Genomic DNA, 20,464 nt, shown 5'->3' with positions numbered 1-20,464 from the left:
ACGTTCAAGGTGTCGCGTCATCGTCTCCGCACTCCATCGATGCCCTCCAGGTGACTACGGAGCGTCTACGGAGAAGGGTACTGATCAGAAATTTACGTAGGCCATCCGAGCGATTCCCGGATCCGCTCCGTATCCCCCCGAGACGCTCCCACATGGTGAGCTGACAGGGACTTGCCGCTTCGGAACCACACGAACGACCGCACAGCACACAGGAATCGGCGGCGACGAGCGAAGAGGGGAGCACATGACCAGGTCGACTATTCAGCCACATCCTGACGTCAACTCCGTGGCCAGTACAAGCCCGCTTGATCAGCCGGGCGTCTACCGGATGCTCGCTCCCGATGACGATGCCACCGACCTCGGTCGAATGATCCGTTGTTCACCGCGGAAGGTGGTACGGCCGACCAGCACCGACGATGTGGTCGAGGTGATTCGCGCCTGCCACGGTCTGGGCCTGCCAGCGCGCGCCCGGGGGCCGCTGCGCCAAATGGGCGGCCAGCAGCTCACCCCCGGCATCGCGATCGACATGTGCGCCCTGAACCGGATCGTCAACGTCGACACGGGCGTGATCGACGCCGAGGCCGGAGCCACGATCCGCGAGGTGGTTGACGCGGCATGGTCGACCGGTCAGCGCCTGACCTCCGGTCCCAGCCTCGACACCAGACAGTCCATTGGAGACGTCCTGAGCGCCGGGGGCTGGTCCACTGTGGTCCGCGAAGGTTCGATCGCGGATCGCTGCCTCGGCCTGGAACTCGTGACCGGACAGGGCGAACGGGTGTGGTGCAGCCGCCAATCGAACCCGGACGTGTTCCGCGTCGCGTTGGGCGGACACGGCGCGGTCGGCATCATCACCCGCGCCCATCTCGCCCTGTGCCCGGTACCACCGATGGCACGCACCTGGCGTCGAACCTATGCCGACATGGCCGAACTGCTGGAAGACATGCGCACTCTGTCGCTGCGTGAGCACGTCGTGGACTTGCACGCGCGCTGGCAACGCCTCGGCGAATACCACCTGATCGCCACCGGCTACTACCACCGCAAGCCCCCGGCCACGGGGTGGGTGATGCGGGATCTGGCACCGGTGCCCCTCTCCACCAGCCCGCATGGCCGCACCTATCGCCACACCGTGTCCGAACTCGACGACGCTGCCGGTGAACTGCACCGCGGGTGGGTCCCGACGTCGAGGACGTCCATGGTCCTCGGCGCAGGGGTCGACGAGTTCGTGGACACGATTCTTGCTGATCCACCGGCGAACTCGATGGGAATGCTCGTGCCCCACGTCGCAGCGGCGTTCGACCGGCGCACGTCCCTGCGACTGCCCCCGGCGGACTCCTCCGGTCTCGTGTACCTGGTGGACGTGCTGCACGGCGCCCAGCACGTCCACCCGAGCCAGTGGAACGTGTGGTGCCGAGGGGAGCTGGACCGCAATCGATTCCACTACGAGCGCGCACGACACCTCGGTGGTGAGCTGTACCCGGTCGGCACCACACCGCTGGATGGTGCCGACGAACGCCACCATTTCGGCGAGTTCGCCGACCAGCGCGACGAGGTCATCGCACGCACCGACCCCAGCGGGATATTCGGACCATGGGCGGCGCTCAACCTGCAGCGCTACGCCCCCGACGGCATCACGCCATGAGTGGAACCACCATGCGAAATCCCGACTTCGGCAACACGGTTCGTCTTCTCCGGCTGCGGCGGAAGATGACGCAGCCCGAACTGGCGGACGCCGTCAACGTCACCAAATTCTGGATCAGCAAGATCGAACACGGCACCGTTCCCCACCCCAATACCGTGGCTGCTCTGGATTCCGTTCTCGGAGCCGAGAACAACCTGATCAACCAGGCCCGCCGTGCTCGAACAGAACTGAGTGCTCACCTGCGCCACACCGCGCAACTGCCCTCAGCTCCGCCCCTGATCTATGGCCGGCGCCATGAACTCGGCGCGCTGCACTCCGAGCTCGCACCGCATCACCGCACGCCGATCCGTGTGCTCACCGGACCAGCCGGCATCGGCAAAACGGGGCTGGCGGTGACCTGGGCGCACGACGCCACCCCGTCGTTTCCCGACGGCGTCCTCTACTCGCGGTTGCACGGCCACACCCCCGGCCGTGCTCCCGCCACGGCCCACGATGTCCTCGCCGACCTGATCAGCGGACTCGGCGTCACCGACCTCCCGAACTCCCAAGACGCGCGCGAAGCACTGCTGAAAACGCTGCTGGCCGACAAGAAGGTCCTGCTGGTGCTCGACGACGCGGACAGCACCAAGCAGGTCCGGCCGCTGCTGCCCGGCGGCCACCACTGCGCGGTGCTGATCACCAGTCGGCGACGGCTGAGCGGGCTGAGCATCCGCAGCTCCGCACGGCACCTTCAGCTGGCGCGACTTCCGATCAGCTCGGCGGCCGACATGCTCGCCGGGCTGATCGGCGAAGACGACGCGGAGCAGAGCCCGCGGCTGACGCGGCTGGCCGAGCTACTCGACTGCCTGCCGCTGGCGATCCACGCAGCGGCCGAACTCGTCCACGCGCACGGGTACGGCCTCGGCGAGCTCATCGCCGTGATGGAGGGCCCTACCCGGTTGCAGGCGCTGGACCTGGCGGCCGATGACGATCCCGAAGCATCGCTGTCCGCGGCGCTGAACGCCTCGGCTCAGCACCTGTCGGCCGACGCGACCGCGCTGCTCATTGAGCTGGCACACCGCGGCGATCAGATGGTAGACGCCCTGCCCGTGAACGAGCGCAGGGAACTGCTGCGGGAAAAGTTCCTGGTGCCCGGTGACGGTGGTGTGCAGTTGCCGTCGTTGGTCGCGGAATGGGCGAAGACCGTTCTAGGCCCGCGTCCGGTGCACCGCCCGGCACGCGAGACCACCGCCACCGCCGACCGCGACGCGGTCGAGACGAAGCCACCGCGACGGATCGCGGTCGCCTGACCGGGATAGTCGAACGAGAGGTGCGCTGACCAGTGACGTTGTATGCGAGCGCGTTCGAGGTCTCGGCCGACCAGATGTGGCGGGGACTGCGGGACTGCAACGAGCATTCCGCGTGGCACCGCGGCCTGGTCGAGCGCGCCACCGGCGGCGCCCAGCCCACCGAGGTCGGTGCGGTGCGCACCGCGCGACTCCTCAACAGCTCTATGGTGGGCGAGCATCACGTCGTGGTCGACGGCACCGAACAGTCCTACACCCACGACATGCTCGACGGCGACCGCTGCCCTTCCAGTCGTACCGGGCGACGCTGCACGTGCTGCCCGTCCCTGAAACCGGCGACTGCGTCATGGACTGGTACGCCGACATCACCGTGCTGCACAAGCCCCTCATCGAAGACGTGGCCGCAGCCACTCTCACCGCGCTGCGCGAATACGTCGTGTAAAGGGAGGCACAACGCCTGCTCTTTCTCGTCGGCTCCCGAGAAATTGAACAGGCGCTTGTGCACAGAAACTGGGCGGGAGCCGCCACACCTCACCACTGGCGGCTCCCGCCCAGACGGGCACGAGGACGTCGCGGTCCTCGGCGGTCACGGTGTGGCCATCAAATCTTGGCTCGGTGAGGCGGTGTTCGCATCACCATGACGCTGTTCTCGCACGCCACCACACGATCCCGGAAACCGCACCACCACCCGCCGACGTTACGCGGAGATCTTCGAAGGAAACGTCAATGACGTCGACGCAGACAGCCACCCGAGTCGTCGATGCCACCGCCGACGTCCCGGAGACCGACTGGGACCGCCTGAATCGTTCTGGTGACCTGTTCTGCAGGCACGCCTGGCTGCGGCACCTGGATCACGCCACCGACCGTCCCCACCGAGCAGTGCTCACCCACGACGGCACAACCCTGATCGGCGCGCTCCCGTTCTGGGAAGGCGAACACGACGACGCGCTGTTCTCGCTTCCCGACTTCTTCCCGGACATCCCCGGTCACTGGAAGCAGCACCCGTTCACCTGGCTCGGCACCCGCCGTTCCACCTGTAACGGACTACTCGCGGCCAGGAACGGACATCGAGCGAACACGCTGGCGCACCTGCTGACCACCGCCCTGGACGTCGCGACCGCAGAAGGCCGCGGCGGTGTGATCATGCCCTACCTGCCGGTCACGGCGGCGAAAGAGTTGGCCACGGCGCACCCGGCGGCGCGGATGCTGCTGCACTCCGCGGACACCACCGTGCACGTCCCACCCGACGGCGCGAACGCTCTCTTCCGCCAGGCCCGCAGGCACAACCAGCAACGACGGCGCGCAGAACTACGAGACTTCGCCAGGGCTGGTCACACCCTCGAATGGACCGACCTCACCCCGGCCGTCACCGACGCGGTAGCACCGCTGATCGCAGCCACCCGCCGCAAGCACGGCAACAGCAACAGCAACGGCACGGCGTGGATGCGGCGGGTCTTCGCCGCACAACGCGACACCGGACTCCTCGACGACGCGAAGGCCGTGCTGTGCCTGCGGCACGGCCAACTGGCCTTTGCCACCATCTGCTACCGGCACGCGGCCACCTTGTACGCGCGATACTTCGGAGCGGACGACACCGCGCCGCGCACCGGATCCCCGTACTTCGTCATGAACTTCCACGCGTTGGTCGACTACGCCGCCAACGAAGGACTTCGCCGAGTACACCTCTCCGTCTCCTCCCTGGAGGCGAAGGTGCGCCGCGGCGCACGCCTCGACCCGCTCGCCGCGGTCGTCGTCCCCGCGCACGACGACATCGACGAACACCTTGCGCTCGCCCATAACCACCGTTTCGCCCAGGAAATCCTCCACCGCTTCACCGATTACCGGGCTGCGATGAGCGACGACTGGCTCAGCTTCCTACCCGAATTCCCGAGAACGAAACGGACATCAGCATGATCCACCTGGTATACCGATTCCGACCGACCGCGAAAGCCCGTGCCGATCTCGACGCGTTCTGGCGCTGGATCGCCGACCGCCAGCTCTGGTTCTACGACGAGTTGGACATGGTTGTGGACACCAAGTGGTGGACCGTGACCATCGGCGAGGACGTGCACTGCCTCGAACACCACGTGAGCTTCGCCGACGAAGCCGCATGGGGCCGCTACCGCAGCGAGATCCACGCGCGCTCCAGCAACCCTGACTGGGAGGCGCGGCGCACCGGCCAGGACGACTGGTGGGACATCCTCGACTCCCAAATCCGCAGCGACCCGCCGATCCCGTTACCACTGCCCGTATCCGCGGCTCCCTCAGCGCCAACTGCCGACAGCGAGACGCAGACCGCGACACTGGTCAAGCGAAGCCGACACCTCGTGGACAACGCCCACTTCCTCACCCTCGCAACCCAAGGATCAGGCGGTCCATGGGCATCCACGGTCAACTACGTCGCGCTCCCCGGGCCGCTACGCCTGCTCTGGTACTCCAACCGCCACGCGCGTCACTCGGTCAACCTCACCGAACAGCCACGAGTCTCAGCGTCGATGTTCCTGACCGGCCTGAGCGGATCACACGCACCATCAGGCATTCCGCTCGACGGCGCCCAACTGACCGGCGTCGCCCGTGAAGTCCCTGCCGGCGAGCTGGCCTTCTTCTACGACCGCTACTACGAGTTGAACTTCCCCGACCCCGAGGAACGCCTGCGGTGGCGACTTCCACAAGACGAGTTCCGAGACGACGGCCCGCGCCGCTTCTACATCCTGACCGTGGACCGCTGGTGGCTCCTCGACGCCGACCGGTGGGCCACCGACAAGCACGACGCTCGAATCGAAGTACCAGTCGATCGCGTGGACCGGTAGCTCCGAGCGGCCACCCGCACACACCGGATCCGCGCAGACGCGGCCTCAAATTCGGGAAAAATCGGGGCCTGCACGGCCCCATCATCCGCACACAAGGAGAAGGGCACGTGGCCGCTGAACTGTGGACCAGTACCCAGGTAGCCGCGCACCTGGGCCTGAAGGATCACGACAGCGCCGGTCGGACCCTGCGCGCCTGGGGCGTCCACCCCGTGGCCAGGCAGCCAGGACGAGGCGGCCAGAACCTCTACGACGCGGCGGTCGTCCGTGCCGCGAAGACCGCTCGACCAGGACAGGGTTACCGCAGCGATCTCCGCAAGCGGGCCTCCATGCAGTCCGGATTCGGCGTCAACCGGCAGCGCGTTGATCAACTGAAGCCGAGATGACCGATCTGAACCCGAAGCCGAACTCGCGATGGGCGAGATCTGGCGTACCGGTGGCCGGCAGCCACGTCCACCCGGAGCGCAGCTGCCCGCTGGGGTACCCAATTGGCAGGATCGGGTATTCGAACGAGTCCCCCGTCGATTGCGCAATTACCTCAGTATTCTGAGTGCTATCGCGGAAAACAGGGACCCGCGTCAGTAGCCGGTGCCGAACGTAGTCCGGTGCGAGAAGGACTCGTCGTCACCGCCGTACTTCTCGTCGACGCGATCCTGGAAGCGTTCGTCGGTGTCCTGCGAGGAGTCGACTGCGCGGCGTTCGTCGACGCGGTCGCGTAACTCCTCGATCTCGGCTTCGACGCTCGCTGCGGTGCTGTCGGGATCCACTGGTGGCCTCCATTGTTCGGTGATGGCGCGCCATGCCGTGGCGCGGGCGCTGTTTCCACCAGGATCCACTCCCAGCGGAGTTTGGGGATCGTTGCTGGTCACGCGGTAGGTCTCGCGGTAGGCCGCAGCGAGCACCACGCGTTGGTCCCACTGCTGGGCCGTTTCGGGGTTGGCCGGGCGGGGACCAAGCCCCGCGGTCCAGTGGGGCGGCTCGGTGGTGACCTGGTCGCGAAGCTGCGTCAGGCGGGTGCGGGCTAGCTCGGCGATGTCGTGGAGCTCGGCGGCGCGCTCGGGGTCGACGGCGTGCACGGTGGCGGCGGGGTCGCGCATCCACGGGAGGACTGGCTGCTGGCCGTGGCCGTCGAGGCGCTGGCGCTGCGCCAGATCGACAACGCATTGAGCGACGTAACGGTGCGCTTCCATCGGGTCGGTGACCGGGCGTGTGGCCAGTGCCTGGGCTGCGAAGGTGATCGCGGCGTCGGCGTTGAGGCCCTCGGCGGCTGCGGCGGCCGCGTGCCGCCACACCAGGTTCCATGCCGCGTCGGCGACAGGTTCGTTCGGGACTTCACGCGCGGCGAGTGCGCGCCAGCGGTGCATCTGCTCGGTGGTGGGGTCGGCGGCTCGGGCGGGTGGGGTGCGGCCGTCGATGTGCTGGTGGATGTGCCAGTGCAGCAGCGCTGCGGGATCGTCGGCTTCCGAGAGGTCCGCGGATCTGGCGACGGTGGCGACGAGGCGATCGACCTGCCAGCCGTGGTGTTCGGCGCGACGCAAGGCCGCCAGCAGTGCCGGGGCGGCGTCCGCGTCGAGCGTGTGCGGGGCGTGTTCGGATAAGGCGTGGGTGGCTGCGCGGTCCAGTAGCTCGGTGCTCAGGTGCCGGTGCCGCTGCAGGAGCGTCGACAACGACACGTCTGGCAGAGCTTTGTCTTGCGAGATCGCGGCGAGTAGTTCGTCGGGATCGAGCTCGTCGCGCAGTCGGTCGACCGCATCGGGTGGCGTGTCGGAGGATGGCGCGGTTGGTGGGCCCCACCGGGAGATGAGGTCATGCCATGCCGTGGCGCGCAGGCTTGGTCCGGCGGGTTCGGCGCCGAGCGGGTGTGCCGGGTCGTTGCTGGTGATGGTGTAGGTCTCGCGGTAGGCGGCTGCCACACCTGCCAGGTCATCCCACTGCGCGGCCGTTTCGTGGTCCTCTGGGCGTGGTCCGAGTGCGGCGATCCATTGTGGTGGGTCGGCGGTGACCTGGTCGCGGAGCTCGTCGAGGCGATTGCGGATGCGGTCTTGTACGTCGTTCAGGTATCCGGTGAGCTCGGGGCTCAGCGCACCGAGGTCGAGGCGTGCTTGCCACGGCAGGACCGGCTGCCATCCGGCGCCGTCGCCGCGCTGTCGGTCCAAGCCCACGCTGAGGGCGTCGGCGACGAAGTCGTAGTCGGGCATGGGGTCGGTGACCGGGCGTGCGGCCAGCGCCTGGGCGGCGTGGTGCACGGCGGTGTCGGCGTCGAGGCCGTCCGCGACGCCTGCGGCGGCGCGCTTCCACACCACAGTCCACGCTGGGTCCTCGACGTCTGCGGTGGGTGTGTGGACGCGAACGACTTCACGCCATTGCCGGATATCGGTAGCCGTAGCCGCCTGCATGCGCGGTGGCGGATTCCCCTGCAATCGCTGGGTGAGCAGATGGTGCAGCAGCCCGGCGGGGTTGTCGGCACGGGCGAAATCCACGCGGCTGGTGCTCTGGGCGAGGAGTTGGTCGGGGTGCCATCCGAGGTCGTCGGCGGCACGCAAGAGCGCATGCAGTGCCAGCGATTCCGGTATCGACGGGACGTGCGTGGTCAGCGCCTGCTCGACGCGTTCGTCCGCCCCCAGGTGAGCCACATACTGGTGCCGGGCGAACAGCTCGGGCATCGCGGTGGCCTGGTTCAGCCCCCGGCGGAGCTCTTCGGAGGCGGGGGTCTCGGCGGAGGAACGCTTCAACCCGGCTTCCAGCACGCCCCGCGCGGTGCGCTCGGGCGGGGTTTCCTGGTGGGAATCGGCGACGTGCTTGATGATTTCCACGTAGGCGCGGTTGTCGAACTCGGCGCGAGTGAGCATGGTGTACAGCTGCTCGCGTGAGATCCCTTGCGGGATCAACGCGTGTGCGGATCCCTTCTTCACGCTCATGCCCTGGGCGCGGTTGATCGTGGTAGCGTAGGCCAGCTCGACGTGGACGCGGACGTACGCGGCAGGCAGCACGACCCGGCCGTCCGTGATGCGGTGCCGCAGCAGCAGATCGCCGTTGCGGCGCACGCCGTCGACCCACCAGGTATCGCCGTTCTTCAGGAAATCGCGGCCACCAAACAAGGTCGTGAGCCGGTCGTTTTCGCGAGTGACAACCCAGTCACCCTCGCTGGCAACAGTGGCATCGTGCAGCTGCACCGCCCGCCCGACGGTATCGACTTCACCCCGGGCGACCCGGATTTCACGGGCCTGCAGGTTCAGGTTGGTGACGTCGTCGGTCGTCGGCACAACCAGCAGCGTCTGGCGCCCCTGCTCCAGATCGCGGCGCCACGCTCGGTGCGCGGCATCCCGCATCGTCTCCCGGCTCCCGCCCTGCACCCACTCCCGCTCGAAGTAATAGTCCAACCCCGAGGGATCTGCCCGGTGCAGTTTCAGCGACGCCACGGCCTGCGCGCGGTCGGCGAACCGCACCACCTCACGGAGCCTCAGCGAGCCGTTTTTGTGCTCGAACCACCGCATCGCGCCGCCGGCCTCCACGGCGGCCAGCTGCCGGTTATCGCCGACCCACCGGACGTCCGCGCCGCGCCGCAGCGCGTACTCAACGACCGCGTGCAGCGTGTGGGTGCCGGCCATGCCGATCTCGTCGACGATGAGCACATCCCCACGCCGGAAGTTGAAAGACCGCGCAGCGACGCCCACTTTCAGCGCGGTGGTGACCTGGTGCAGCGTGTGCGGCCTCGCCCCGATGGCGTCGCCGAGTTCCTGTGCAGCACGGGCAGACGGGCCGAACGCGTACACGCGCCCGCCGCCCGCCCGCCACGCCTGCGCGAACACCTTCATCGTCGTCGTCTTACCCGCACCGGCGGGAGCCGACAGCTGTTGGATGCGGCGGCCGGACTGGGCGAATTCCACGACAGCACGCCGCTGACCGGGGTTGAGTTTCGCCCCGGCCAGGGCCTGATGCACCGCCTGCGAGTTGATCCGCACGCCATCGGCGCGCTGGCCCCATGCGGCCAGGGCCGCTTCTTCCCGCAGGGTCTGTTCGGTGGTGAAACGCTGGCTGTGGTGCTCGACGAACACGCTCTCGCCGCTGGCGCGAACGAGTTCCGACGGCTCGTGGAACAGGCCCGGAGCTTGCAGCGAGATGGTGTCGGGCGCGGCGATGATCGCCTCGACGACCTGGGCGACCAGGGCATCGCGGCCGCTGGCGGGCACTCGGAGGTGCGCGGTTTGCCGGTGCGCCTCCGCCAGCAGATTCCACGTGTTGAAGTGGCTGTAGAAGTCGGAGACAACGAACCGGGTGCGCTCGGCTAGTTCTGCCACGGTGAACTCGGAAACGGGTTCGGGCGTGGCGAACAGGCGCTGCCGCATCTCGACGAGCGCCGCTTCCGGCACCATTGTTTCGGCTTGAGCTCGCCACCGAGCGATGTGTTCGGCGAGGGTGCGCGGGGGTTGTTTGGCTTCGCGGGTGCCGTATTGGGCTCGGCGGGAGATCTCCAGCAGCTCCCGAGGGCTGGGTTCGCGGCCGTGGGCGCGGCGGTACTCGACGATGCGCCGGGCGCGGTCTTGCTCCACTTGGGACGCGCGTTGGGCGAACCCGGCCATTAGCTCGTTGGGCACGGCGTCGAGCTCCCAGGTGGGGCGCCGGTAGTCGATGCCGTTGTGCGGCCGCTCCGACCAGCTCGCGCCCTGGTCGCGGAAGAGGTCCCGGATCCGGGAGTTGTAGTACTCGGACAACGTCACCGCGGCCGCGTGCATGGTGCGTCCATCCAGCGCCCTCCAGGCGCCATCGGAGTCGCGCTGAACTTTGCCGGAGATGACGACGTGGCTGTGCAAATGCGGATCGGCCGCCCTCGAATCCCAGTGTTCGAACAGCGCCGCGACGATGCCTCGGGTGTCGAGTTGGGCCTCGCCCTGGTCTCCTTGGCGGGTGAACGCGGCGTGGGACTCGACGTAGTCCAGGGTGTCGCGGACCGCTTGCCGGTGCAGAGAGGTGATCTGCTCCCGGTCGTGATCGTCGGCGAGCGCCCACGCCACCGACACGGATTTCGGTGGGGCGATCACGAGCTCGTACCCGGCTGTGGCGGTCTTCAGCTGTCGTTTCTGTTCGGCCAGCCACCGGGTCAGCTCGTCGTCATCCAGGGGTTTTCGGCCGTCGTGGGCCTCGGTGAAGGCATCGCGCTGCACACGCCGACGGATCTCGGCGCGCATCGGCTCGTCGATCGGCGCACCAAGGGGGCGCCCGTTGTGCTGGTTGTAGGTCTTGTAGGCGGCGATGACCTTGCTGGCGAGCTCGTCGACGCCGCCGTACTGGGCGAAGGCGCGGCCGAGTTTGGTGGCGCGCATCGCCTCGGCCGGGCTGGCTCCGGCGGCGATCTCGCGGGCCTCGATCTCGCTTGCGTTCGGGTGGCGGCCCTCGGCGAACAGCGCTTGCATCTGCTCCGCGGTGACCTCACCGGACACCCCGAGCGCGGCCGCGCCGGAGCCGTACCACTGGCCCGGTGGGTAGCCGTGCGCGATGTAGACCTCGGCCAGCGTCTCGCCGGGTTCGAGGTCCCGGTCAGCGCACGCGACGCTGCCAGTCAGGTACTCGTACCCGCCCGGAGACAATTTCCGTATCGCCAGCACCGGTATCCACTATCGCCACGGCGCCGTTATTCGCGGCGTCCAAAGTCCTTGACAGCGCTTGACATTCCTGTCAACTCGGCCGGGGAGCTGATCTGCAAGAGGTGCTAGGTGGAAGTGAGGGGCTGGTCGGAGCGGTGGGGGTGGCGGGTGTGCGGGCGGTGGTGGGGTGGCGGCTGGGGCCGTGGTGCGGGTGGTGGGTCCGGCGGCGAGGTGGGGCAGGGCGGGGGTCGATGCGTGCGCGCGCAAAAAAGCGCCCCCGCTGGGGCGGGGGCGCTGGAGTCGCGGTGGCGTCAGGCTGCGGCGGGCTGCGGCGTGCGGCGGATGCTGGGGCCGAAGGTGCGCGGGCGCTGCTGTCGCCACGGTGAAGCGGGCGACGTCTTCACCCATGCAGTAAGCACCGTTTGTTCTTCGGTCATGCGGTACAGGGTCTCGCCTTCGGCGAGGTTGGGTTTCGCCCACTTCTCCCGCTTGGCGGTGTCGGGTTCGCCGTAGGTCAGCATCATGCTGCGGATGATGCTCAGCGCCTCGGCGCGGGGACGGCGGGTGGTGACGTCTCGGCACCATGCGTGCATGGTGTCGGTCAGTGTGTGCGGCCCGGTGAGCGTGCACCCGTACGCCGCGTGCTCGTCGATGGTGCACCTTGTCGACGGGTTGGGGTTCTTCTTGTACCGGCGGCGGCGGGCGGTGGCCTGTTGGTCGGCGTAATCGGCGTGGGCGCTCGGGGGTTCTGCGGCGTTGGGGGTCCAGGTGCGGCGGGTGGTGAGGCGTTCGCGGGCCTCGGTGGGGACGACGACGATGGTTCCGGTGGTCATGGCCGCGTTGCGGGCGGCGGCGAGTTGTTCGGCGCGTTCGGCGCGCTGGGCGTCGTCGTGGGCCTTCTCGCACGTGGGGCACATGCCCGTGTCACGATGTGCGGGGCGGTAGGGCCGCGTTTTCCCGCAGTCCACGCACGGGGTGTCGGCCTGGCGCTCGGTGGTGTCGTCGTCGCTGGTGTCGGTCTGGTCGAACAGTCGGTTATCGACGTCGGCGGCGTGGCGCTGCTCGGCCGGGCGCGCGTAGGCGTTCCAGGCGTCGCGGTCGGCTCGGGCGGTCACCGCGTGGGCGCACGCGGCACACGTGGCGGGGCGGATGTTCTTGCCGTGCAAGCCGCGCGCGGGGTGGTTGTGCTGCGCGTGCTCGCGGATTTCGCCGATCGGTTCTTTGGGGATCTGGTCCCATGCGGCGGGGCGCCCGTTGGTTCCGGCGTGGTAGGTGTTGAAGCCAAGCCATTCCGGCGTGTCGGGGTCGGTGACGCGGGCGGGTTTGCGGGTATTGCGGCGCTTGGCCTTGAGCCATTCGGGGGCGTCGTCGCGCGTATCGGTGGCTTCGGGCAGGTGGGGCACGGTGACGCGGGCGGACTTGGTAACACGCGCGGTGAGCGCGCGAATCTTCTGCGCGCGGTGGTGCTCGATGGCGTCTGCCTCGGCGGCGGTGGGAGCGACGATCACGGCGGGGGCTTCGGGGGCGGTCGTGATCACCATGCCGTTGCGGTCGGCGACGGGGCGGCCGGTGTCGTCGCGGTCGGTGCGCATGATTTCGCGGACTGCGGCGCGCTGGTCGTCGGTGAGAGCGGCGGCGTCGGGGGCGTCGGGGTGCGCCTCGGCGTGGTGGGCGGTCTGGGCCGTGCGGGTTGCGGCCGTGATGATGGTTGCGGCGCGGTAGTGCTCGACCGCTTCTCGCTCGGCGGCGTCGGCTGCGATCGGGGCGAGGGTTCCGACGGTCACGGCGTCGGCGCTGTTGCGCGCTGCGGTGCGCTGGTGGCGCTTGTAGTCGTCGCGCAGTTTGGGAGCCGCGACGCTCTCATTCTTGGCGAGCGTGGTGGCGACATGGACGAACGTCGAGGCGTCGGCCTCGGGCGCGTTGGTGAACGCGCGGCGCAGGACGTCAACAGCCGCGCGGGGGCGGTTGTCGGCGAACAGGGCGGCGGCGAGAGCAATAGCATCGGGGAGATTGTCGGCGGTGGCGTCGGCGTAAATCTCGTTAACGATGTCGGCCATTGCTGGCTCCTTTAATCTAGCTTTTGTGGTGTTTACCGGGGTGGCAGTCCCGGTTGGTCTTGCGGTTCCTATTTTAGCGAATTTTCGGCCGTGCGCATCATTTTTCGGCGTTTCGTGTCGCTTTGTTATCGTCTCGTTGCCGCCAATCTAGCGCCCTGACCTGCCGTTATTCGGGCATGAAAGGGCGAGACGGCATGGTTAGCCGTCGCCGCAGGCAGCAAGAACCGCCCGTTCTTTTTCGCATTTCCAACTCTTCTTTTTCCGGTTGGGGCGCATTTCAGGCGCTGCCCGGAGCTGGATCGGGTCAAATCGCACGCTTTGGTGAAAAAAGTTTTTGGGCGGGGTGCGAAACGCCGTACCCCGACGAACGCCGCACCCCGCCCAAAAAGTTTTTTCACCAGCGATTTGACGCGATCCGGTGGAGGGCTACACTCCGCTGCCCCAAGCGGTAAAAGGGGAGTTGGCCCCACCGGCAGTCGGCTGACCAGGTCGTCGCCGAAGGCAGCATGACCAGGGCCGTTCCCAACGGCGGATCGTGCTGGTCATGATTCCGTGGCGGTTGCCGAAGGCGCGGCGTGGAATCCGGTGGAGCTCTGGCCGCAGGTGCGGTTAGACTGCTCACCGCACGCCTTCGGCTACTAGCTGGCCATTGGTGTGGCGTGCGTTGGCCGACGTGGCCGTGGCAGGGCCCTTCGCAGGGTTGGCCTTCGGGCCACCACGTCGGCTCTTTCATGTCCGTGGCCGAACACGCCCCCCAAGGCCCGGCCGGGGGCGGTCGAGTTCGGCGCGCAGCTGCATCAATTCGTCTTCCAGAACTGTTGGACGGCTGCTGGGGTGTGGCTGGGCAAGGTGCGCGCTGCGGCCGTAGAGACGGACGCCGCCGGTGTCGACCAGACGGACCGGCCAGCGGATCGTTGAGCTTCTGTCGCAGGGCCTGCGCGCGCGGGCCACTCCGGCGGGTCAGGCAGTCAGCGCCCGCTGATCATGTGCCGATTGCGGCGGGCCATCGTGGCCTCCCTTGAAGAGTGAGAGTGGGGCCGGGTTCAGAGCTGTCCAGGACTGTCTAGCCGGGCACAGTGTCGGACGGGTGGGGCGGTGGGTGAGGATCGGCGGTGACTCGGACACGGCTGATCGAGGGGAGGCCCGGCGATGGCTCGGCGGTCGACCGAGACATTGGCGAAGCTGCAGGCCGCGCGGCAGCGGCTCAATGAGCAGCGCGCGGAGGAGAAAGCGCGGCAGCAGCGGGTGAACCAGGCAGTCGCCACGGTGTTGGGGATGGCGGATCAGCGGGCGGCGATCGAGGCTTGGTTGGAGAAGCGGATCGCGCCGCTGTGGGAGAAGATCGACCGGGAGCGGGCGGCGGCCGCGCGGGAGCTGGCTGAAGCCGAGGCAGAGGCGGGGCGGGCGGTGCGCACGCTGCAGACGGATGGGCGGATGTCGATTCCGGCCATTGCCGAGATGCTTGATCTGTCGCAGAACGCGGTGAAGCGAGCGCTGGCGGCTGCGAAAGCGGCGGAGTCCGCCGGGGCTTCCTCCGGCGCCGCAGGTTCGGGGGCGTCAGCGTCGCACAGCGGGGCGGCGGGCGACCGTCACGTAGTAGACGACGGCGGCCGCCCCGCCGAGCAGGATAGCGGGGGCCAGCACACCACCGAGGCCGGGAGCGAAGGTCATCAGGGAAACCACGACCGCGCCGAGGGCGGCGAACACGGCGTACCGGCGGCGGCCGGTGACCGCGGGCAGCAGCCAGCGTCGGGCGAAGAACGCGGCGATGCAGCCGAGGGCGGCGCCGATGAGGGCGATGAACGGCAGGCCCTTGAGCGCGGTGGTGTCGGCGTGGCCGGTGGCGAGGGCGAGTAGGCCGGTCACGGCGGCGCCACCGAACGCGCCGACGGTAGCGGCCACGCTGAGTCGGAGAATCTGGGTCATGGGGCCGACGGTAGCGGCTGGCCCTGTCACCGGCGCTGGTCTTGGTTCGGTGGTCGCTGTCCGCGAGCGGGTTGGGGTTGGCATGGGAGTCCTCCAGGTGTCTGTCGGGTGGCCGGGATCGTGGGGTGTTGGCGGCCAGACGCAGAGGACAGGTCGTCACAGCGCCGACGCCGCAAGCCGGGAAAGAGTTGGCTTGCACCGCCGCACGACGCCCGGCATGGCACAGCCCAGGCGACGGGCAGACCAGGAACCCCAAACCCTGTGCGGTGCGCACGAAAAAGCGGGCCAGACCCGAATGCCTGACCCGCTTCTCAACTCGTTCAGATCCAGTTAATCCACAAGCGCTGGAGAACTGGCCCCTCACTGAACGGGCAGTAGGAGCACGTCCAGCCCCCCTTGCCATTGTCGGCAAGTCTGCCGATGCCGCATCCTGGGCACTTCATCCTGGTCACCTCCCTGTCCGCTCGAACTGCTTGATCCGCTCGTCGGTCATCGTCGGAATCGGGCCGTTGGCCAGTCGCTCGAATCCAGCGTGTCCTGAAGCGCGGGCGGCTATTGGCCGAAATCGGCGGCGGTGTCGTTACCGATCAGCAATCGCAGCTTCGAATCGGTTCGCATCGCCTCAGCGACCGAGTGCTCGGGGTCTGGAGGCGTGGTGCGGCCGGTGCGCTTCCGGCGGTTGTCCTGCTCGATGTCGTCGATGGCTTCACCCAACAAGACCAGCTCGCGCGCGACCAGCTCCTGCAGCTTTTCCTTGCTGGTGACGGTAGTGACGGCGTTGCGCAACCGGCCGGCGGCGTACCGCAGTCCGCCTTCCATGTCCCGGTATTCGTCTCGGAAACCTGGTCTCCACATGCCCTGTCGGGGTGTCATGCAGCAACTCCTGACGTGAGATGTAGTTGACGGGGCGTCAGGCTCCCCAGGGGAGCTGGCGGTTGGCGGCGATGATGGTGGTAAGGACTGACGCGGGAAGTGCTTATCCTGGGCGAGGTGCACGTTCGTGCGTTGGGAGGTTTCGTCATGACCGCACGGCCGCCTGACGACGACGTCGTCGATCTGAGGTCCGAAACCCTGTACGACCGGCGGGGCCGCCGGATCACCGAGGACTCGGTCGGCCGCGCTCTTGCGGCGTTCGAGGACGACGACGATCCCGGGGAGCAGACCCCGGAGTTTCCGGTGCGACGTGCTTAGCGCTGCCACCACTAGCGCTTGCGGGGCTTCGGTGGCTTGGTTGCGTTGTCGAGCGCGCGTCGCAGTGCGGCGTCGGTGAGCGGTGGGCGGCGGGTTGGTGAGAGCGCAGCATCGGGCTGAGGCGAGCTCGGCGCGGCCGCAGGACGGCCTGGCGCGGGCTCCGGCTCCTCGATTTCGAGGCGGGCCAGCGCGTGCTTGATGCGGACGTTGTCGATGAACTCGCCGCGCCCGTCGAGTAGCTGTTCCGACGCCGGGTCGTAGTCGTCGGCTTCGTCGTGGTCAGGTGGTGTCGGCATGGGGTCTCCCCTCGTCGTCGGCATCGAGGTCCGGGGCTGCTGAGTCATGGGCGGCGTTGGTCAGCTTTTTCTGCATTTCCTTGCCGTATTCGTAGTCGGCTTGGTATTTCTTTCGTAGCCGCTGGACGTGGATGACCAGCCACTTCGTGGGGCCACTGTCGTCCAGTGGGATGGCGCCCACTTCGAGCGCGAAGCCGCGATCGTCGTCGCCGAGGAACATCCACAGCTCGGAGTGATCGTCCTGTTTGGGCGGGACGGCGACGATCGCCACCGGGTGATTCAGGACGTGTCGTGCGTGGCTCGCGGCGATTTGGTGCTTTCGAGCTGTGTGGAAGAACCGGTATCGCGGCTTCGGGTTGGGCACGGGGGTGTCCTTCGTCGATGGGGCGGGCATCCGTAACGCGAGAAGTGGTTGCGGGCCGGGGGACCCGCCTGCGAGGAACAGCGCGAGCCGGGGCACGCCGAACCCGGGTCGCTCGGACAAAGGTGTGGCTGGCGACCAGACCAGCGGGGCGGATGCAGCACTGCCGCCCCCGGGCAGTTGCTCCGGGAGCGGCAGTGGTCGGGTTCGTCAGCTCAGTCGGCGCCGCAGTTCGGCGAGCGCTTGTTGCCGGATCTCCGGGGGCAGGTATTCGTCACTGGCCTCCTGCACCAGGCGGCCGTGCTCGGCCATGAGCAGGCCCATCCCCAACTTCACGACGTCGGCGGTGATCGCGTCTTTCGCTGAGCAGATGAGGGTGTGTCCCGTGTAGTCCTCGGCGGCGACGATGTGCCGCCACTGTGGAGCGCCAAGGACCTCGGGCTGGACGTAGGCGACGGCTTCCACGACCTCGGATGGTGAGGCCATCACTGCGCTCCTTCGCTTGTCAGCAGGGTGCGGACGGTGTGCTGGGGGCCGCGCTCGGGAGCCCACATCCAGAACTCGTCGATCTCCGCGGCGATGAAACCCTGCGTGCGCAGGGCGAAGTCGGGCGGTTTGGTTCTGGAGTTTTCGGCTGTCAGTAGCGCGTTGAGCAAACGCTGCAGGAACGGCCACCGCCCGTGGTAGGTGCCCTTGATCTGGACCCCGGCCTGCCGGTCGAGCCACAGCTTCGTGGCGACGTAGTGCCGCTCGTCGAACCCGTTGCGCTCGTGCTCGTGCCACATGGCCCGGAACAGGTCCAGAAGGGTGGCCTGGCCGGTGGCGCGGTGGCGGGCCACGTGGGCGACGGCGGTGGGGACGGTGTTGAAGTCTGCGGCGGTGATCGGAGCCACCTCGGATCTCCTTTCGCGGTGGGTAGCCTCGGCTTCGAGGACGCGGCCGTGCTAGGCCGTCGTGTGCCAGTGCGGCGCTGCCCGGGATCGCCACAGGGCGGTTACGCGCCGGTCTAGGAGGGATGCCGGGTCTGTGGGTGCTGCAGGAAGCAGCTGGGGTCTTCGACGGGGATGGCGCGGTGCGCGCCGGGGGCGGGTCGCCTGTGTCCCGGTTTCACGCTGGTCGTGTTCACACACCGCGCCGAGCTGATCACCAGCGCCTGATGGCCTTGAGCGAACTGGTGTGGTGGAAGCGGATGACGCCGTTGCACAGCTCGAAGCCGTCGAGTCGGCATCCTCGGCAGGTGCCCTTGGGGAGGACCTGGATCCGTGCGCCGGATTCGGAGGCGCTGGAGGCCGCGAGCCAGTTGTTCCAGCACAGGACCTCGCCGCGGTGGGTCATCGTGGCTGGGGCCATCTCGACTCGCATCGGCGGTTCTCCGGCTCCCTTGCAGACACCGTGAACACTTCCGAACATGCTGATCACCTCGATTTGCTGGGATTCGGGACCCGCCGCAGCGGCTACGCTCGGTGCGATAGCATCGCGGTGTCCGTACGGATGGCGACCCGCGCTGCGGGGCAACCCACTGGGTGGCGGTCTCCTCGGCGGCAACGCCCCAGGACTTCATTGCGGCCATCAGGACGGCACGACGAGAACTGGGTTGTCCTTCGGAGTTTCCGAAGGACAACCCAGTTTGTCCCTCGCCTTAACCGAGCACTGTTTCGAGATTCCGGCTGGCCCCGAGGGCAGACGGGCAGTGGTGGGCTGTCGTCATCGTTGGAAGGCGCGAGTCTGCCGGGTGGTCAGACTCGTAACGACGAAGCGGTGCTGGGCGAACTCGTGCGCGAGGGTCGCGATGGCGGGTAGCAGCCGGGGCGAGGCGTGTAGGACGACGCCGACTTCGTCGTACCAGCGCACGACGTCGTCGACCAGGCGCGCGGACACGAGTCGGGCTGTGCGGCACTGCCAGCTGCCACCGTGCGCGTTGAGCCGCGCCGCAACTTCGGCAGGCTCATGTTGCGACGCCCCTGCCTCGTAACCCTCCCGAAGGCCGAGTCCTACAAGGACACCGCCGGTCGGTGCCCGCTCCGGGACGGTTCTCCAGCCGGTCGTCGCGACCAGGGCGCGCACCGCGTCGTCGCACTCTTCGACTGGTGGTGTGCCGAAGGTCTTGCTCGGGTCGCGGTAGAGCAGCAGCTCCTCGACCGGTTCGTCGGTGTCCCCGTATGCGAAGGCCGCGACCGGCCAGCCGGTATCACGGGCTAGTTGGGCAAGCACATCGTGCACCTGCCCGAACGGTGTCGCTGGAAGTAGCAGCGGGCAAACCCATGCCCCGCCAGCGACGGCGACTTCGGTATAGGAAGAAGTGGTGATCACGCCTGACCTCCCTGGTTGGGCTAGCTAGGTTGTCGGTTCGGCGGCGTTCGAGTCCATCAAGAAGGCGATCGCGTATCTCGACGGGTTCCGCGCCCAGCACCCTGATAACCCCGGTGCGCTCACCTGGACCACCGGCCCCGGCTGGGCCGACGGCCGCGACGCTGAGGGCAACGAGGTGTTCTACGTGTTCAGCCTGGCTCTGCACCCCGACAACGAACCGACCTACTTCGAGCGGACTGCCCGCTAGATCGTCACCGCCCTACCCTGCCCGGACGAAGGCGGCCCGTGCTCTGGCCGGAGCCAACGCGTGTCGGCGCACGGGTAGCCGAGCGGTTCTACGCTGGGCGTATGGCGTTCCGAACTGAGACGTTCGAGATCATCGCGTTGCACGAGGACCTCGCGCCCGAGCACGTCGCCGCGCACAGCGCGCGGGAGCGGAAGGAAGTCCTCGCGGACCTGGCCCGCCGCGGCTACCGGCCTGGGCGCACCTTCCGGACTCGGACCTACCGGATCGGCGGGTTCTTCGAGTTCCGCACCCGCAGCGACGTTCTCGGCTGACCGCGCGAGCCGCAGGCGGGCGGCTGGTCAGTACTGGTGAGGGTTGAGCTGGCGGAGCTTGGCCTTGAAGTCCGGGTCCGGGGAGGTCGGCGTGTGCAGGCCGGTCGAGGTGTCCAGGTAGCCCCAGGCGCCGCGTTCGCCGCGGCCGCACACCATCAGCGAGAGCGTCCGGCCGGGCTCGTGAATTTCGATGACCTCGTGATAGACCGAGCGCGGGACGTCGTTGCGGCCGCCGGCCCGGTGCTCGACGCCGAGCTGCGCGCGCACCGGCGGCTGGCCGTCGACCAGGTCGCCGGTGGGTTCGTAGCGATCTTCGGTATAGCCGCCGGCGAGTACCCTGGCCTCGAACGGCCTTCTCTGAACTAACTCCGGCCCGCATCTTGAGGCGAGGGTTTACGCAGTTCAGAGCAGGTTTCCAGGGTTTCCAGTTCGAGGATGAAACGCGAAACCC

The 20,464-nt window shown here is 68.1% G+C and carries 20 protein-coding genes; 8 read left to right on the top strand and 12 right to left on the bottom strand.

All coding sequences use genetic code 11. The features are described 5' to 3' along the window. The first annotated feature begins 286 nt into the window (after positions 1-286). From MOQ72_RS34305 to MOQ72_RS34285, 6 genes are all read left to right on the top strand, one after another. Complete coding sequence (locus tag MOQ72_RS34305; protein ID WP_242189985.1) at positions 287-1,639, top strand: FAD-binding oxidoreductase; 1,353 nt, start codon at positions 287-289, stop codon at positions 1,637-1,639. Continuing rightward, on the top strand, positions 1,636-2,928 hold the full coding sequence (locus tag MOQ72_RS34300) for a helix-turn-helix domain-containing protein (protein WP_242189984.1): 1,293 nt from the start codon (positions 1,636-1,638) through the stop codon (positions 2,926-2,928). The genes MOQ72_RS34305 and MOQ72_RS34300 overlap by 4 nt, the downstream gene beginning before the upstream one ends. Positions 2,929-3,238: 310 nt before the next feature. Then, positions 3,239-3,367 (top strand): hypothetical protein, encoded by a 129-nt coding sequence (locus MOQ72_RS44805; RefSeq protein WP_277955113.1) that lies wholly within the window; start codon positions 3,239-3,241, stop codon positions 3,365-3,367. Positions 3,368-3,651: 284 nt separating this feature from the next. After that, complete coding sequence (locus MOQ72_RS34295; protein ID WP_242189983.1) at positions 3,652-4,839, top strand: peptidogalycan biosysnthesis protein; 1,188 nt, start codon at positions 3,652-3,654, stop codon at positions 4,837-4,839. Continuing rightward, positions 4,836-5,735 (top strand): pyridoxamine 5'-phosphate oxidase family protein, encoded by a 900-nt coding sequence (locus tag MOQ72_RS34290; protein WP_242189982.1) that lies wholly within the window; start codon positions 4,836-4,838, stop codon positions 5,733-5,735. The genes MOQ72_RS34295 and MOQ72_RS34290 overlap by 4 nt, the downstream gene beginning before the upstream one ends. A 107-nt stretch (positions 5,736-5,842) precedes the next feature. Further along, positions 5,843-6,118, top strand: coding sequence for a hypothetical protein (locus MOQ72_RS34285; RefSeq protein WP_242189981.1), 276 nt, complete (start codon positions 5,843-5,845; stop codon positions 6,116-6,118). A gap of 192 nt (positions 6,119-6,310) precedes the next feature. Here MOQ72_RS34285 and mobF read toward each other — a convergent pair whose 3' ends face one another. From mobF to MOQ72_RS34260, 5 genes are all read right to left on the bottom strand, one after another. Next, positions 6,311-11,335 (bottom strand): MobF family relaxase, encoded by a 5,025-nt coding sequence (gene mobF, locus MOQ72_RS34280; RefSeq protein WP_242189980.1) that lies wholly within the window; start codon positions 11,333-11,335, stop codon positions 6,311-6,313. A 290-nt stretch (positions 11,336-11,625) separates the two neighbouring features. Beyond that, positions 11,626-13,371, bottom strand: a complete 1,746-nt coding sequence (locus MOQ72_RS34275) for a hypothetical protein (RefSeq protein ID WP_242189979.1) — start codon at positions 13,369-13,371, stop codon at positions 11,626-11,628. 1,283 nt (positions 13,372-14,654) lie between these two features. Beyond that, the gene (locus tag MOQ72_RS34270; RefSeq protein ID WP_242189978.1) at positions 14,655-14,822 is read right to left on the bottom strand and encodes a hypothetical protein; all 168 of its coding nucleotides are present in this window, start codon (positions 14,820-14,822) and stop codon (positions 14,655-14,657) included. 106 nt (positions 14,823-14,928) lie between these two features. Continuing rightward, a complete protein-coding gene (locus tag MOQ72_RS34265) occupies positions 14,929-15,297 on the bottom strand; it encodes a hypothetical protein (RefSeq protein ID WP_242189977.1) in 369 nt (122 codons plus the stop codon). Between the two features lie 552 nt (positions 15,298-15,849). Continuing rightward, the gene (locus MOQ72_RS34260; RefSeq protein ID WP_242189976.1) at positions 15,850-16,170 is read right to left on the bottom strand and encodes a hypothetical protein; all 321 of its coding nucleotides are present in this window, start codon (positions 16,168-16,170) and stop codon (positions 15,850-15,852) included. Between the two features lie 147 nt (positions 16,171-16,317). Between MOQ72_RS34260 and MOQ72_RS34255 the strand changes: the two genes are divergently transcribed. Beyond that, complete coding sequence (locus MOQ72_RS34255; RefSeq protein WP_242189975.1) at positions 16,318-16,488, top strand: hypothetical protein; 171 nt, start codon at positions 16,318-16,320, stop codon at positions 16,486-16,488. Between the two features lie 11 nt (positions 16,489-16,499). On the opposite strand, the gene MOQ72_RS34250 is transcribed toward MOQ72_RS34255, so the two are convergent. The 6 genes from MOQ72_RS34250 to MOQ72_RS34225 form a co-directional block, all read right to left on the bottom strand. Next, a complete protein-coding gene (locus tag MOQ72_RS34250) occupies positions 16,500-16,784 on the bottom strand; it encodes a hypothetical protein (RefSeq protein WP_242189974.1) in 285 nt (94 codons plus the stop codon). Beyond that, positions 16,768-17,055 carry a hypothetical protein gene (locus MOQ72_RS34245; RefSeq protein WP_242189973.1) on the bottom strand — a complete coding sequence of 96 codons (288 nt, stop codon included), beginning with the start codon at positions 17,053-17,055 and terminating at the stop codon, positions 16,768-16,770. Before MOQ72_RS34245 ends, MOQ72_RS34250 begins: the two co-directional genes overlap by 17 nt. A 300-nt stretch (positions 17,056-17,355) precedes the next feature. Next, positions 17,356-17,631, bottom strand: coding sequence for a hypothetical protein (locus MOQ72_RS34240; RefSeq protein ID WP_242189972.1), 276 nt, complete (start codon positions 17,629-17,631; stop codon positions 17,356-17,358). After that, on the bottom strand, positions 17,631-18,038 hold the full coding sequence (locus MOQ72_RS34235) for a hypothetical protein (protein WP_242189971.1): 408 nt from the start codon (positions 18,036-18,038) through the stop codon (positions 17,631-17,633). The genes MOQ72_RS34240 and MOQ72_RS34235 overlap by 1 nt, the downstream gene beginning before the upstream one ends. Before the next feature lie 250 nt (positions 18,039-18,288). Continuing rightward, positions 18,289-18,555: a hypothetical protein gene (locus tag MOQ72_RS34230; protein ID WP_242189970.1), complete on the bottom strand. Its 267-nt coding sequence runs from the start codon at positions 18,553-18,555 to the stop codon at positions 18,289-18,291. Positions 18,556-18,849: 294 nt separating this feature from the next. Beyond that, positions 18,850-19,455 carry a hypothetical protein gene (locus tag MOQ72_RS34225; RefSeq protein ID WP_242189969.1) on the bottom strand — a complete coding sequence of 202 codons (606 nt, stop codon included), beginning with the start codon at positions 19,453-19,455 and terminating at the stop codon, positions 18,850-18,852. Positions 19,456-19,803: 348 nt separating this feature from the next. Between MOQ72_RS34225 and MOQ72_RS34220 the strand changes: the two genes are divergently transcribed. After that, entirely contained in the window at positions 19,804-20,013 is a 210-nt protein-coding gene (locus tag MOQ72_RS34220) for a hypothetical protein (protein ID WP_242189968.1), read from the top strand. A 27-nt stretch (positions 20,014-20,040) separates the two neighbouring features. Here MOQ72_RS34220 and MOQ72_RS34215 read toward each other — a convergent pair whose 3' ends face one another. After that, the gene (locus MOQ72_RS34215) at positions 20,041-20,280 is read right to left on the bottom strand and encodes a hypothetical protein (protein ID WP_242189967.1); all 240 of its coding nucleotides are present in this window, start codon (positions 20,278-20,280) and stop codon (positions 20,041-20,043) included. Positions 20,281-20,464: the final 184 nt, after the last annotated feature.

The sequence above is a fragment of the Saccharopolyspora soli genome, assembly GCF_022678645.1.
GTDB classification, from domain to species: Bacteria; Actinomycetota; Actinomycetes; order Mycobacteriales; family Pseudonocardiaceae; genus Saccharopolyspora; species Saccharopolyspora soli.
This window is presented reverse-complemented; position numbering and strand designations above follow the sequence as displayed.

Coding starts and splice junctions, on each gene's coding strand:
- MOQ72_RS34300 (WP_242189984.1), top strand. CDS start 1,636: ATGAGTGGAACCACCATGCGAAATCCCGACTTCGGCAACACGGTTCGT.
- MOQ72_RS34295 (WP_242189983.1), top strand. CDS start 3,652: ATGACGTCGACGCAGACAGCCACCCGAGTCGTCGATGCCACCGCCGAC.
- MOQ72_RS34290 (WP_242189982.1), top strand. CDS start 4,836: ATGATCCACCTGGTATACCGATTCCGACCGACCGCGAAAGCCCGTGCC.
- MOQ72_RS34275 (WP_242189979.1), bottom strand. CDS start 13,371: ATGGCCGACATCGTTAACGAGATTTACGCCGACGCCACCGCCGACAAT.
- MOQ72_RS34270 (WP_242189978.1), bottom strand. CDS start 14,822: ATGGCCGGAATCGACATCCGCCCATCCGTCTGCAGCGTGCGCACCGCC.
- MOQ72_RS34265 (WP_242189977.1), bottom strand. CDS start 15,297: ATGACCCAGATTCTCCGACTCAGCGTGGCCGCTACCGTCGGCGCGTTC.
- MOQ72_RS34260 (WP_242189976.1), bottom strand. CDS start 16,170: ATGACACCCCGACAGGGCATGTGGAGACCAGGTTTCCGAGACGAATAC.
- MOQ72_RS34255 (WP_242189975.1), top strand. CDS start 16,318: ATGACCGCACGGCCGCCTGACGACGACGTCGTCGATCTGAGGTCCGAA.
- MOQ72_RS34250 (WP_242189974.1), bottom strand. CDS start 16,784: ATGCCGACACCACCTGACCACGACGAAGCCGACGACTACGACCCGGCG.
- MOQ72_RS34240 (WP_242189972.1), bottom strand. CDS start 17,631: ATGGCCTCACCATCCGAGGTCGTGGAAGCCGTCGCCTACGTCCAGCCC.
- MOQ72_RS34230 (WP_242189970.1), bottom strand. CDS start 18,555: ATGTTCGGAAGTGTTCACGGTGTCTGCAAGGGAGCCGGAGAACCGCCG.
- MOQ72_RS34220 (WP_242189968.1), top strand. CDS start 19,804: ATGGCGTTCCGAACTGAGACGTTCGAGATCATCGCGTTGCACGAGGAC.